At 38.8% G+C, this 13,052-nt stretch carries 13 protein-coding genes; 7 read left to right on the top strand and 6 right to left on the bottom strand.

Going from position 1 to position 13,052, the window contains the following annotated elements; translation table 11 throughout:
• Positions 1-344: 344 nt before the first annotated feature.
• From rubA to oxyR, 4 genes are all read left to right on the top strand, one after another.
• Entirely contained in the window at positions 345-509 is a 165-nt protein-coding gene (gene rubA, locus MKL51_RS15600) for a rubredoxin RubA (RefSeq protein WP_017481356.1), read from the top strand.
• Positions 510-603: 94 nt separating this feature from the next.
• Positions 604-1,785, top strand: coding sequence for a rubredoxin reductase RubB (gene rubB / locus MKL51_RS15605; protein ID WP_005075479.1), 1,182 nt, complete (start codon positions 604-606; stop codon positions 1,783-1,785).
• Between the two features lie 52 nt (positions 1,786-1,837).
• Entirely contained in the window at positions 1,838-2,782 is a 945-nt protein-coding gene (estB, locus tag MKL51_RS15610) for an esterase EstB (protein WP_002117541.1), read from the top strand.
• 6 nt (positions 2,783-2,788) lie between these two features.
• Complete coding sequence (gene oxyR, locus MKL51_RS15615) at positions 2,789-3,697, top strand: LysR family transcriptional regulator OxyR (protein ID WP_005802965.1); 909 nt, start codon at positions 2,789-2,791, stop codon at positions 3,695-3,697.
• Between the two features lie 29 nt (positions 3,698-3,726).
• Here the strand turns inward: oxyR and MKL51_RS15620 are convergent, their stop codons facing one another.
• On the bottom strand, positions 3,727-4,317 hold the full coding sequence (locus MKL51_RS15620) for an SPOR domain-containing protein (RefSeq protein ID WP_005802968.1): 591 nt from the start codon (positions 4,315-4,317) through the stop codon (positions 3,727-3,729).
• 57 nt (positions 4,318-4,374) lie between these two features.
• Here MKL51_RS15620 and MKL51_RS15625 point away from each other — a divergent pair, with 57 nt between their 5' ends.
• Positions 4,375-4,503 (top strand): hypothetical protein, encoded by a 129-nt coding sequence (locus tag MKL51_RS15625; protein WP_078210343.1) that lies wholly within the window; start codon positions 4,375-4,377, stop codon positions 4,501-4,503.
• Between the two features lie 60 nt (positions 4,504-4,563).
• Here the strand turns inward: MKL51_RS15625 and ppk1 are convergent, their stop codons facing one another.
• A complete protein-coding gene (gene ppk1, locus MKL51_RS15630) occupies positions 4,564-6,642 on the bottom strand; it encodes a polyphosphate kinase 1 (protein ID WP_270904350.1) in 2,079 nt (692 codons plus the stop codon).
• Between the two features lie 105 nt (positions 6,643-6,747).
• Positions 6,748-7,425 (bottom strand): monofunctional biosynthetic peptidoglycan transglycosylase, encoded by a 678-nt coding sequence (gene mtgA, locus MKL51_RS15635; protein ID WP_002117784.1) that lies wholly within the window; start codon positions 7,423-7,425, stop codon positions 6,748-6,750.
• Positions 7,426-7,501: 76 nt separating this feature from the next.
• Here mtgA and MKL51_RS15640 point away from each other — a divergent pair, with 76 nt between their 5' ends.
• Entirely contained in the window at positions 7,502-8,311 is an 810-nt protein-coding gene (locus MKL51_RS15640) for a rhomboid family intramembrane serine protease (protein ID WP_005802972.1), read from the top strand.
• A gap of 1 nt (position 8,312) precedes the next feature.
• Here MKL51_RS15640 and MKL51_RS15645 read toward each other — a convergent pair whose 3' ends face one another.
• A complete protein-coding gene (locus MKL51_RS15645) occupies positions 8,313-10,772 on the bottom strand; it encodes an ABC transporter permease (protein ID WP_005802974.1) in 2,460 nt (819 codons plus the stop codon).
• 3 nt (positions 10,773-10,775) lie between these two features.
• The gene (locus MKL51_RS15650; RefSeq protein WP_005802976.1) at positions 10,776-11,468 is read right to left on the bottom strand and encodes an ABC transporter ATP-binding protein; all 693 of its coding nucleotides are present in this window, start codon (positions 11,466-11,468) and stop codon (positions 10,776-10,778) included.
• Between the two features lie 44 nt (positions 11,469-11,512).
• Here MKL51_RS15650 and MKL51_RS15655 point away from each other — a divergent pair, with 44 nt between their 5' ends.
• A complete protein-coding gene (locus tag MKL51_RS15655; protein WP_005802977.1) occupies positions 11,513-12,136 on the top strand; it encodes an arylesterase in 624 nt (207 codons plus the stop codon).
• Positions 12,137-12,171: 35 nt separating this feature from the next.
• On the opposite strand, the gene MKL51_RS15660 is transcribed toward MKL51_RS15655, so the two are convergent.
• Positions 12,172-12,786 carry a carbonic anhydrase gene (locus tag MKL51_RS15660; RefSeq protein ID WP_002117769.1) on the bottom strand — a complete coding sequence of 205 codons (615 nt, stop codon included), beginning with the start codon at positions 12,784-12,786 and terminating at the stop codon, positions 12,172-12,174.
• Between the last annotated feature and the right edge of the window lie 266 nt (positions 12,787-13,052).

Below are 13,052 nucleotides of genomic sequence, written 5' to 3' on the forward strand. Positions count from 1 at the left end.
TTATTATATAAATCTTTTAAATGAGAAGGCACTTTTTATTTCTCAATAATTTCACAAACAACATTAAGTTTAAAATTAACGTTAAGAATGTATTAGTTATTATTAGTTTATGCCCAAGTTTTGCCTAAAAAACCACTTATTTGTCCTAACCTGCCATTCATCTTTGCTTACGAATGATTAAACTCCGTTATTTGCTTTACATTAAATGTAGAACTGCGTAAAAATTTGATATCCGATCAAAGGCACATTGGTTATTATTGACCGGATCGTGGTTACATTATTAATAGATGGAATAGTTTTACTGAAAGGCAGCTTTGAGCAAACTTATCAGTGCGGAGAGTCTCATGAAAAAATATCAATGTATCGTTTGTGGATGGATTTACGATGAAGCAGAAGGTTGGCCACAAGAAGGCATTGCAGCTGGAACAAAATGGGAAGATATCCCTGATGACTGGACTTGCCCTGATTGCGGCGTTTCAAAAGCTGACTTCGAAATGATCGAAATCTAATGATTTAAAGCAAAAGGCCATGATTGACATGGTCTTTTTTACGAATATTACCCATTACCGTATTAATTAAACAATTCTAACTCTGGAGAGAAAAATGCATCCTATCGTCATTATCGGATCAGGCATGGCGGGTTATACCTTAGCACGTGAGTTTCGTAAGCTTAGCCCAGAGCAAGAACTTGTGATGATTTGTGCGGATGATGCAGTGAATTATGCAAAACCAACATTATCAAATGCATTTGCAGGTAAAAAAGCACCTGAACAGATTGCTTTAGGTGATGCTGCTAAAATGGGTGCCCAACTCAATATGCGTATTGAGCCTTTCACTTTTGTAAAAGAAATTTTAGCTGAACGTCATGAGCTTGTTCTTGAGAAAGATGGGGTAACTTCGAATCAACCCTATTCAAAACTGATTTTAGCTGTTGGTGCTAACCCAATTCGTCTTGCAATTGCAGGCGATGGTAGTGATGACATTCATGTAGTGAACTCGCTAATTGATTACCGTGCTTTCCGTGAAAATCTAGCTCAACGTAAAGACAAACGTGTTGTTATTTTAGGTGCTGGTTTAATTGGTTGTGAATTCGCCAATGACTTACTTCATAGTGAATATGACATTACTGTCATTGATTTGGCACCTCAACCATTAGGTCGCTTATTGCCAGGTCATATTGCTTCTGCATTCCAGCAAAATCTCGAAGAGGCTGGTGTTAAATTTGCATTAGGCACAACCGTTGAAAAAGTCAGTAAAATTAATAATGGCGAAGATTATGCGATTACACTCGCAAACGGCCAAACTTTGGTAGCCGACATCGTTCTTTCAGCGATTGGTTTACAGCCAAATATTTCACTTGCTAAAAGTGCAGATATTCAAACAAGCCGTGGCATTATTACCAATAGTTTACTTGAAACAAATCAAGCCGATATTTATGCGATTGGCGATTGCGCTGAAGTAAATGGCACGCTACTTCCGTATGTAATGCCGATTATGCAGCAAGCTCGTGCTCTTGCAAAAACCCTCAGCGGACAACAAACTGCCGTGCACTACCCTGCTATGCCAGTTGCAGTAAAAACTCCTGCAGCTCCACTTACAGTGTTACCAGCTCCAATGAATGTAGAAGTGAACTGGGAAACAGAAGAGTTCGACGATGGTATGCTTGCTAAAGCAATTGACAATGAAGGAACATTGCGTGGTTTCGTATTGTTAGGTGCAACAGCAGGTAAACAACGCTTAACTTTAACAAAGCTTGTTCCAGATCTTATTCCAGCCCAAGCATAAGGTTTGAATCAGGAATACTCTTTTGTGAGTATTCCTTTAAGGAATGAATAACATGAATAGTGCCTTACAGTTTAACATTTCGCCGTACACATCTTTCATGCAAGAAACCAAGGTCAACTTAGGCAATGGTATTGAGCTACATGTAGAAGTAGGTGGAAAACCGGAACATCCAACCATTTTGCTGATTATGGGTCTTGGCGCTCAAATGCTTTTCTGGCCGGATTTCTTCTGTAAATCACTCATTGATCAAGGTTTTCGTGTTATTCGTTTTGATAACCGCGATATTGGCCTTTCTTCAAAAGTACGTCATGAAGGTAAACGGTTAAATACGGTTAAATTGATGGGTCGCTTTGCGCTCGGACTAAGTAATCAAGGTGCCCCTTATACTCTGCATGATATGGCAGATGATGTATCAATGCTTATTGACCGCTTAGGCGTGACTAAAACACATGTCATTGGTGCATCAATGGGCGGGATGATCGCTCAAATTCTTGCAGCAAAATATCCTGAAAAGGTTGAGAAATTGGGACTCATGTTTACAAGTAATAATCAGCCTTTTTTACCCCCTCCTTTTCCGAAACAGCTTTTGAGTTTAATTGGCAAACCTGAGTCACGTGACGAAGATGGTATTGTTAATCACAGTTTAAAATTATTTCAATTGATTGGTTCACCTGGTTACGTCAACCAGATTGAAGCAATGCAAACTGCACGCAAACTTTATCAACGTAGCTATTATCCTGCTGGTGTACTTCAACAGTTTTTAGCAATATTATGTACAGGCTCCTTACTTCAACTGGACCGTGAAATTAAGCAACCCGCGTTAGTCTTACATGGCTCTCGTGATCGCTTACTTCCACCTAGTCATGGTAAGGCTGTAGCAAAAGCAATTTCCGGTGCTAAGTTTGAATTAATTGATGGAATGGGGCATGATATCCCTGCACATTTTATTCCTCAGCTTAGCGGTTTATTTGCGCATCATTTTAAATCATCATACTAGGACACTATGGCTGCATTACCCTCACTAAGACAGCTATCATATTTAGTTACGTTGTCGGAAACTTTGCATTTTACTGAAGCAGCACGCCGCTCTTTTGTCACGCAATCGACGTTATCAGGCGGCATCATGGAGCTTGAACGATTGTTAGGTGGCGTTCTGGTAGAGCGTGACCGTCAGAATGTGCGTTTAACACCATTGGGTGAACAAGTTGTTGCTCGTGCCCGTGTACTACTAGCAGATGCTCAAGATTTAATGCGTTTGAGCCGTGAAATGAGTGAACCGTTAACAGGCGATTTGCATTTGGGAGTTATCCCAACCATTGCACCTTTTATCCTGACACGGTTACTTGATGAAGTGCATCAGCAGTTACCTAAAATTCAGTTGCATCTGCATGAAGCTCAAAGTGAAAAAATTGTAGAGCGTCTAGAACACGGTAATCTAGACATGATTGTTCTTGCTCTACCGTTTGATACCAGAGGCCTAAAAGTCGCTGAAATCTCGAAAGAAAATTTGTACCTTGTATGTAGTAAGCAAGATACAAATGCTTTGCAAGCAAACTCACTAGATGATCTTGATTTATCGAGATTAATTTTGCTTGAAGAAGGCCACTGTTTACGTGACCACGTTTTAAGTGCATGCCCTATCGGTGAACGTAAAAATGACAACCGTTTAAAAGCAAGCTCTTTACCAACTTTAGTTGAAATGGTTTCTTCTGATTTAGGTTTTACGCTTTTACCAGAAATTGCAATTGAAAATAGTATGATCAAGTTTAATGATCAAATTACTGCAAAACCAATTGAAGATGCTCCAAGCCGCATTTTAGCATTAGTCACTCGTAAAAGTACGCCGCTACAAAGTGAATTTGACGTATTACTGCAAATTATGCAGAAAATCACCACGAATTTACATGAATAAAAAAAGGAGTCTTCGGACTCCTTTTTGTTTTACTGAGCTGTAAGCGATGCCCACTTAAACACCCAAGCAGACGGCATATTCAAACTATTATCGGCAATAATTTTTTCTCTAATAATTTGTGCGATAGCATAGTCATTGGCTGGGTCTATCATGACGCGTATTCCTTTAGTGGTTGAACTAGTGACAACCTTATAGCCTTTTGCTTCAAGCTGAGATTGAACCCGATTTGCTTTATTTTGATTAGCTGCTAATGCAACCTGAACCATCCACTTTTTTTCACCATTTTCTAAAATTTCTTTAGCGATCGCAGCATCAAGTTGTTTTTTATTTTCAGAATTTTTCTTTTCTTCTACTTTTTTTGTGTGAACTTCCTCATTTTTCTTTTGCGTTAAAAACTCATCTTGCTTTTGTTTTCTTTTTTGGATGATTATTGTTTTATTCCTTACCTCACTCTTTTTAGTTTTATCACTGGAAACGGGTGCAAAATAAGGATATATCGCTTGATCATCAAACCTTTGAAATACGATGATATCCCCATAACACTTCTGATCTGCATAGGCGGTCACTGGCATTATCCCCAAAAGTATTCTAATAAGTAAATTTCTAATAAAGCATTGCATCTTATTCATTTACCGAAGTTAAGTATATTTAATGCGGCGTATTAAAGTAGATTTCACATGATTTGTATATTTATAAAATTCAATGTTTTATGGAAAAAATCACATATTTTAAAAACATCTTGCTGTGCTTCAACTTATTATCGTATACCCAACAACCATTTAGAAAAACTAATTAAATTATTTTGAATTTCAGTGAATTAAAAAAGCCGACATTTTGTCGGCTTTTTTAATTAAATTTAAAACTTATTATTTAATCATTTCTAATAGTGCTCTTTGAGCATTATGCAATTTTTCACCCTCTGCTGGCTCAGCACGTACCCAAGTACCATCTGACTGTAACAACCAAGCTTGCTGGTTATCTTGCAAATAGTTCACTAGGCCTTGTTGATAAATACGTTTTTTCAATGCAGGATCTTCCACAGGAAAACATGCTTCAACACGGTTAAATAAATTACGATCCATCCAGTCTGCGCTTGAGCAGTAAATACGCGCATCACCATTATTGCTGAAGTAATAAACACGGGTATGTTCAAGGAAGCGCCCTACAATTGAACGTACACGAATATTTTCTGATAAGTTAGGCAAACCTGGACGTAAACAGCAAATAGAACGAATAATCAAATCAATCTGAACACCTGCTTGAGATGCTTCATATAATTTATTGATCAATTGAACTTCCGTTAAGGCATTCACTTTCACAATAATTTGAGCTTTACGTCCTGCCTTAGCATTGGCAATTTCTTCATCAATAAAGTTGATGAGCTGAGCATGTAAGGTAAATGGTGCATGTAATAGCTTTTTCAATTTCGCCATTTTGCCCATACCAGTCAACTCTTGGAAGATACGATGCACGTCTTCACAGAGATCTTTATCGGTCGTCATGAGACCATAATCGGTATAAATTCGAGCATTCATTGCATGGTAGTTACCAGTGCCTAAATGAACGTAACGCACAAGTTTGTTATTTTCACGGCGCACCACCATAATCATTTTGGCGTGAGTTTTATAACCAACAATACCGTAAACAACGACAGCCCCCGCTTCTTGTAAAACGTTAGCTACTTCAATATTTGATTCTTCATCAAAGCGGGCACGCAATTCAATAACTGCGGTCACTTCTTTTCCATTACGCGCTGCTTCCGCCAAAATCTGTACAATTTCAGAGTCAGCACCACTACGGTAAAGCGTCTGCTTAATTGCCAATACTTGTGGATCGCGAGCAGCTTCACGAAGTAGCTGAATCACGGGTGCGAAAGATTCAAAAGGATGATGAAGTAAAATGTCTTGCTTCTGCATTGCAGAGAAAATGTTCTCGGTCTTTTTAAACACTTTAGGCACAATCGGCGTATGCGAGTCATAACGCAAATGAAGGCGTTTAAAATTTGAAACCAGACGAGCTAAGTTTACAGGTCCATCAACTTTGTATAACTGCTCATCGGTTAAATCAAATTCTTCTAATAAGTACTCATAAATATGCTGCGGACAGTTATGAGTTACTTCTAAGCGAACAGCACGGCCAAAACGTCGAGAACTTAATTCACCTTTTAAAGCTTTTGCTAAATCTTCAACATCTTCATTTAATGCCAAGTCTGCATTACGTGTAACACGGAATTGATAACATCCTGTTGCTGTCATGCCAGGGAACAAATCGGACACATGCTCATGGATAATTGCAGATAGCATGACGTGATGTTCTTTACCACCTGTTAACTCATCTGGCAGTCGTACAACGCGAGGTAATGAACGTGGGGCTGGAACCACGGCTAAATCAATTTGACGGCCAAAAGCATCTTTACCTTCTAAGGTAATAATAAAGTTTAAGCTCTTGTTTACGAGACGTGGGAACGGATGCGCTGGATCTAAGCTAATTGGGGTTAATACAGGTGCAACTTGTTCTTGAAAATACTTCTTAATCCAAGCTGACTGTGCTGGCGTTAGTTCACCACGACGGAGGAAGCAAATATCTTCTTCACGTAATTTAGGTAAGATTTCTTCATTTAAAATACGATATTGACGTTCAATCGCAGCGTGAGCAGTTTCAGAGATTTTTTGTAAGACTTGTCTTGGCGTCAAACCATCAGGGCTACGACTCTCATTGCCCAGAGAAAATTGCTCCATCACCCCTGCAACACGAATTTCGAAAAACTCGTCTAGATTACGTGAAAAAATGAGCAAGAAATTCATTCGCTCAAGTAATGGATGTAAAGGGTCTACCGCTTGCTCCAATACACGCAAATGGAAGTCAAGAATAGACAATTCACGATTTATGTAACGGTCATTATAACTATATTCTGTTGGGGTCGTTGGTGTAATCGCTGTATTCATGTCTAACTCAATTCTCTATCCAGCCAAAATCTCTATAAAACAGTATGCTGCAAAAATATGACAATTTGGTAAAAACTAAAAAATTTACACATCTTTAAAACATCATTATTCGGGAATCTGGGTGCTATTCATATAACGTAGAATAACGCGTTTTCTATACTGTAGTTTACGATCATTGCGGTGATCTTGATAATATTTCGGATCAGGCAATAATGCGGCCAAAAAAGCAGCTTGTTCACGCGTTAAGCTTCTCGCACTTTTACCATAATAATATTGCGCGGCTGCTTCTACACCATATCGGTTTTTGCCAAATTCAACAGAGTTCATATATACCTCAAGAATTCGGCGTTTTGACCACATCCGCTCCATCATCCAAGTTGCGATAGTTTCTTGGCCTTTACGAATAAACGAACGCTTATTGTATAAAAACAAATTCTTTGCCAGTTGTTGAGATACTGTAGAACCACCAGCAACCACTTCGCCTTCTTCATTATTCCGCTCTAGTGCAAAACGAATGCCATCCCAGTCAAAACCATGGTGATGGATGAATTTTGCATCTTCCCCAGCTAAAATCGCATGTTTAAAATTGTCACTAATATCATCATAGTCAAGCCATTCATGAATGATCGGCTCTGAGGTATCTGACCAATAATCAATTCGCATAAACATGGTGGTATCGACTTCATGTGTACGCCACCAAACTAAACTTGAGAAAATCCAAAGCTGAATAAGGAGAATTGCCCCAATAAAAATTAACAACACGCGAACAATAAAAGCTTTCATGTTCGTCCTGATCTCCTGTATTCAACTTTTTTCATGTTAAGCTGTTAAGCATGTTCATATATAACAAAAGCATAGCATGACTCAATATCAGCCTCCGCACATTAATCGTAAACTCAATGTACAAACTTGGTGGCTGACCGCCTTACTGATCTTGATTAATGTAAGTTTGTTTGTCTGGCAAATTGCGACTGGTGTCGATATTAGCGACCCAGTCATGAAAGATGCTATTCATTGGGGCGCTGATTTTACACCACTTACTTTTACTGGGCAGCCCGAACGCTTATTTACCAGCATGTTTTTTCATTTTGGTCTTGTTCACCTCATGCTTAACATGTGGGCCCTCTATATTTTCGGTAATGTAGCTGAGTCACTATTTGGTCGCTTCTATTTTATAGGTATGTATTTACTTGCTGGCTTATTTGGTAGCCTTCTCAGTAGCTATATGACTATTCAAAATGGGCATGAATTACTGCAACATTTCGATCAAAGTTTACTTCCTCATGTCAGTGCAGGTGCTTCGGGTGCCGTAATGGGATTAGGTGCTGCGTTAACAGTACTTTCTCTATTTCCCCCGCTTCCGCATCAAGCCTACATACTCGATAAAAAAGCTTTATTAATGGTTATGGCCATCAACCTTATTTTTGGTTTTGTCGCAACAGGTATTAATAATGCCGCGCATATTGGCGGCATGATTATTGGAGCATTTCTTGCACTGATGTGGTACTTAAGCTATGTCAGCAAGTTAAAAAATGTGCTCAAAATCTTAGGCTTATTAGGAGCAGTTGTAATTACAGGTGGTTTTTATATGTACTGTGTACAGCTCAACTCACCGTTGCTTCCCCTATGGCATGAAATCATCATCCAGAACCCTGACATTATTCCTTAAACTACACTTGGTTTAATTCTCTTAAACTTTGTAAAGGTGGCAAATTACAGAGATAGCCTAGTCGATAACGACCAATCAGCGCACAAACCAGCATCATGCCAATTGGTAAAATCAGCCATATTTCAATATGCCACTGTATTGCCATATTCATTTTATAGCTTGCGATCGCACTAATCACTTCTGCAAAACAGCAGGCAACTATGCCTGCTAGCAGACCTAAGAAACCAATCTCAAAACTGAGCATTTGCTTCATTTTATTTTTAGATAAACCAAATGAGCGCAGTAAAGCAACCTCACGGCGTCGCTCGTCCATTAACAGGTTTAAACATGCAATCAGTACCAATATTCCAGAAAAACCGACTAACGCTGCCAGTACAGTTACTATTTTGACCAAAACATTCATTAAGCGTTTTACTTCATCTAAAATCCGGTCAACATCAATAAATACTGTATTTGAGAACTGCTGAATAATAGTGATCATTTTAGGTTGATCTTGCTTAGGCACATAGAAACTACCTAAATAACTTCCAGCATTTTCGTCTAAGGTTTTAGGTGAAAAAATAAAGAAAAAGTTAGGGCTAAAACTTTCCCACTCGACACTCCGGAAATTCACAACTTTGGCCTGTAAGTTGCCTTCGGGCAAACCAAAAGTAAGCTTATCTCCAATTTGGATTCCCAAACTTTCGGCAGTTTTACTTTCGACTGAAACTTGCCCTACGCCATTAAACTGAGCTTGTCCTTTTGTAATTACGTTGTCATTCGGCAATTGATTTGATTGTGTTAAATTCAATTCACGGCGCAAAGAATTATTTTGCTTTATAGCCTCTTCTGAAAAAGGTACATCATTTTTAGCCAGTAATCGGCCACGAATATTTGGGTATAACGGGGTGCTTTGCCAACCATGTTGCTTTAACTGTTGCTCAAAGGCTTTTAAATCAAATGGAGGCAATCCATAAACAAATTGATTCGGTGTTCCTTCCGGAAGTTGTTGTTGCCAACGCTCTAATAAATCTGTTCTTAATACACTGAGTACTGTAATGAGGCTTAAGCCTAAAGCCAATGCAGTAATTTGTAAGGCGCTTTGCGATGGCGAACGAATATAAAAAGACAAACGATTTTTCAGCTTTTTTAAACTGCGAAGCAATAGCCAAACAACAGTGTAAAGCAAAATACAAAGAACAATAATGGCTGCTAAAACCAGAATGCTGAGCATTAAGTTTTCACTCAATACCAAACTAAAAACGACTAGGCTAGTGATTCCTGCAAAAAACATAAAAAATAAAGATTTGCGAGATTTGGCTTGCTCCCGAATAACACGAATTGGAGGTGTATTTAAAAGCTCCCAAATGCTTGGCAAAATAAAACCAAGCAGCACAATCACGCTGGTAAAAATCGCAATTGGTAAAGGCCCGACCAAAAGAGGTACAACCGAAAAACTTAACTCTAATTGAGGAATCAATTGCAGCATAAGTTGCAGCAGGCCAAACCCCATGATTAAACCTAATAGGCTTCCCAGCACAATTGAAATCGCACTGACAATACAAAGCAATCCAATATATGCCCACAAGATTTGGAACTTACTGGCGCCTAAGCATCTAATAAGTGCAATATGATCTTGGTTTTGCTGAACATATCTTTGACTCGTTAAAGCAATGGCAATCCCACACAACAAAATCGTTAAAATATTGGCTAATTGCAAAAAGGTATCTAGGTTTTCAAGCGGGCGTAATAACCGACTATTTGATTCACTCGCATCACGTAAACGCAAACCTGCCGTTTCATCTGGTTCTTTAGATGGTTGATGCTGTTGCTTAAATTGCTTTGAAAATGACTGAACCTGTTCAGGGCTACCTGCCATTAATAAACGATAGTCAATTCTGCTCCCTATCTGAATCGCATGAGTCTTAGCAATATCGGCTTGATGAATAATAACGCTTGGAGAAAAGCCTGAAAAACCGAGTTCTTGATTTGAATCACGCACAATCACGCCACTAAAACGGAAGGTACCATCAGCAATAGAAACAGTATCTCCTAGCTTTACTTTAAGTAAATCGGCTGCTCTTTGACTTAGCCAAACCTCACCAGATTGAATTGCTTTAGCGCTTGGCTCAATTTCCAACTGTCCTCTGAGTGGAAATAAAGGCTCAATTGTCTTTACATTCACCATGACAAACTGATCTTGGGTATGTGCCATCGAGCTAAATATAGTGACATTGGTTTGTTTTAGATCTAGCTGCTCTGCCCTTTTTTTCCACGACTGCTCGATAGGCTCGTTATTCGACAGAACTAAATCAGCACCCAGCATTTGTGAAGCTTGCAGACTTACTGCATTTTTAACTTGATCGTTACTAAATTTCAGGGCTGTCGTTGCGCTAATCGCAAGCGATAAAGCAATAATGAGTAGATATAATCCACCCGTACGAAAACTCTGTAGCAAAAGTGGTTTGAGAAGATTACGCATAGCTTAACCACCCTGTACTGTCTTTAGTCGGCCATCATCTAACTCAACATGACGCTGACAAAGGGTTGCTAAATTACGATCATGGGTCACCAAAATCAGAGTCGTACCTAACTCTCGGTTTAAATCAAAGAGCAAGCTTTCGATTTCTTGTGCCGTCTGACCATCTAGGTTTCCAGTCGGTTCATCCGCAAAAATAATTTGTGGTTCTGCAATGAGAGCGCGTGCAATGGCTACACGCTGCTGCTCGCCACCAGATAAGACTTTAGGCGTTTGTTCAACTTGACGACTCAGCCCTACTCGATGCAACCAATCTAAAGCTTTTTTCTCCGCTGTTTTATAATCAAAGTCTTTACGTAATCGTAAAGGTAACATCACATTTTCAAGCGCACTCAACTGAGGCAGAAGTTGAAAAGACTGAAATACAAAACCAATATGCTGCATTCTGATTTGGGCACGTTGTTCCTCTGTTAACTGATGAACAGCTTGACCACACAACCAGACTTCTCCTTCAGACGGTTGATCTAAAGTCGCCAAAATTCCTAGTAAGGTTGATTTACCTGAGCCGGAACGTCCCGTAATTGCTACCTGTTCCCCTTCAAAAATCTCTAAATCAATATCTTTTAAAATCGTAAACTGATTTTGGTTAATCTGAATAGTTTGTGTAACTTGATGGGCAGCAATGATGGGTTGTGGCATGATGTGAAAAGTCCTATGTATTCAGAATCAGGGTCGAAGTACAAATGTCTAAATCTTTTTTGATTGGTTCTAAAAGCATCATGCTCATCTCATTAAGTATGCTGCCCATGCTTGTATCGGCGAAAACTATTTTAATTTTAGGAGATAGTATTAGTGCCGGTTACGGAATTGATCCCAAACAAGGTTGGGTACAATTACTGCAAAAACGTTTAGACCAACAGTATCCCAAACAACACAAAGTGGTCAATGCAAGTGTTAGTGGAGAAACAACAAGCGGTGCTTTAGCTCGATTACCTAAGTTATTACAGACTTATAAGCCCAATGTTGTCGTGATTGAATTAGGCGGGAATGATGGCTTGCGTGGTCAATCACCTCAAATGATTCAAAAGAATCTGGATCAGCTCATTCAATTAAGCCAGAAACAAAAAGCCAAAGTTATTCTTTTTGGCATGAAGATTCCGCCAAATTATGGGGCTGCGTATAGCAAAGCTTTTGAAAATAATTATAAAGTTGTAAGTCAAAAATATCAGGTGAAACTACTACCGTTTTTTCTAGATGGTGTTGCTGGTCAAAAACAGCTTATGCAAAATGATTTGATTCATCCCAATGCTCAAGCGCAGTCAAAACTACTTAATTTAGCTTACCCATATATAAAAGGTGCCCTATAGGCACCTTTTATCTTTAAGCATTCTTTTTAATATGATCAGAAATCAAAAAAAGTAACTTCACCTGTTTCGAGTGAATATTCTGCACCAACAACAATTAATTCACCTTTTGCAATCAGGCTCTCTAACACCGCTGAACCATGGCGTAATTGATTTACAGAAGCAAAAACGTTTGAACGTACCGCATGACATGATAATTTTTTCAAATCATTTTTTAAGTCAGTCTGCATTAAAATTTCAACTGATGGACGAACGCGGTTCACAATCGACATTAGGTTAGATGATGGCGGGTGATCAGGATTCATTAACGTATCAATTGTTGCTTGAATCGCACCACAATGGCTGTGTCCTAATACAACTACAACTGGGCAGTCATAACGCTCTGCTGCGAACTCAACACTACCGACTTGTGAAGGTGCAACCACATTACCAGCTACACGGATTACGAATAAGTCACCAAGACCTTGGTCAAATACCATCTCTGCTGGAACACGAGAATCTGAGCAGCCAAGTACAATTGCAAACGGATTTTGATCCTTTGCCATTTCAGCGCGTTCTTGATGAGATAAGGTTTTTGCAAGGGAAGTATTTCCATTTACAAATCGTTGATTACCGGCTTTCAGACGATCTAAAACTTCTTGCGCAGTAGGCATTTTATATTTCCATTGTTTTTTCAAGGTTGGAAATCATTTTAATGTGTCAAAATTTGAATGTCACTGACAAAAAATAAATCCTTTTCTATGAAAAAATTTAAAAATACTTAACCTGTTTTAATGTAGAGCTCACTGCATATTCACTACTGTTTAGTGAAAAAATAGACATACTTTGGTTCTCGGATTGACTATAATTTTCTTCATTCCAAACATTTGGCAAATGACTCATTGGCAAAGTTTTTCAATAATTTTTCAAACTCGCTTAA

This window comes from Acinetobacter sp. AOR18_HL, assembly GCF_027855145.1.
Classification (GTDB): Bacteria; Pseudomonadota; Gammaproteobacteria; order Pseudomonadales; family Moraxellaceae; genus Acinetobacter; species Acinetobacter pittii.

Excerpts from the sequence above, each read along its gene's own strand:
- rubB (WP_005075479.1), top strand. The coding sequence starts at position 604 with ATGCATCCTATCGTCATTATCGGATCAGGCATGGCGGGTTATACCTTA.
- MKL51_RS15650 (WP_005802976.1), bottom strand. The coding sequence starts at position 11,468 with ATGCCACAACCCATCATTGCTGCCCATCAAGTTACACAAACTATTCAG.
- MKL51_RS15620 (WP_005802968.1), bottom strand. The coding sequence starts at position 4,317 with ATGCAATGCTTTATTAGAAATTTACTTATTAGAATACTTTTGGGGATA.
- rubA (WP_017481356.1), top strand. The coding sequence starts at position 345 with ATGAAAAAATATCAATGTATCGTTTGTGGATGGATTTACGATGAAGCA.
- estB (WP_002117541.1), top strand. The coding sequence starts at position 1,838 with ATGAATAGTGCCTTACAGTTTAACATTTCGCCGTACACATCTTTCATG.
- oxyR (WP_005802965.1), top strand. The coding sequence starts at position 2,789 with ATGGCTGCATTACCCTCACTAAGACAGCTATCATATTTAGTTACGTTG.
- mtgA (WP_002117784.1), bottom strand. The coding sequence starts at position 7,425 with ATGAAAGCTTTTATTGTTCGCGTGTTGTTAATTTTTATTGGGGCAATT.
- MKL51_RS15640 (WP_005802972.1), top strand. The coding sequence starts at position 7,502 with ATGACTCAATATCAGCCTCCGCACATTAATCGTAAACTCAATGTACAA.
- MKL51_RS15655 (WP_005802977.1), top strand. The coding sequence starts at position 11,513 with ATGTCTAAATCTTTTTTGATTGGTTCTAAAAGCATCATGCTCATCTCA.
- ppk1 (WP_270904350.1), bottom strand. The coding sequence starts at position 6,642 with ATGAATACAGCGATTACACCAACGACCCCAACAGAATATAGTTATAAT.
- MKL51_RS15625 (WP_078210343.1), top strand. The coding sequence starts at position 4,375 with ATGATTTGTATATTTATAAAATTCAATGTTTTATGGAAAAAATCACAT.
- MKL51_RS15645 (WP_005802974.1), bottom strand. The coding sequence starts at position 10,772 with ATGCGTAATCTTCTCAAACCACTTTTGCTACAGAGTTTTCGTACGGGT.
- MKL51_RS15660 (WP_002117769.1), bottom strand. The coding sequence starts at position 12,786 with ATGCCTACTGCGCAAGAAGTTTTAGATCGTCTGAAAGCCGGTAATCAA.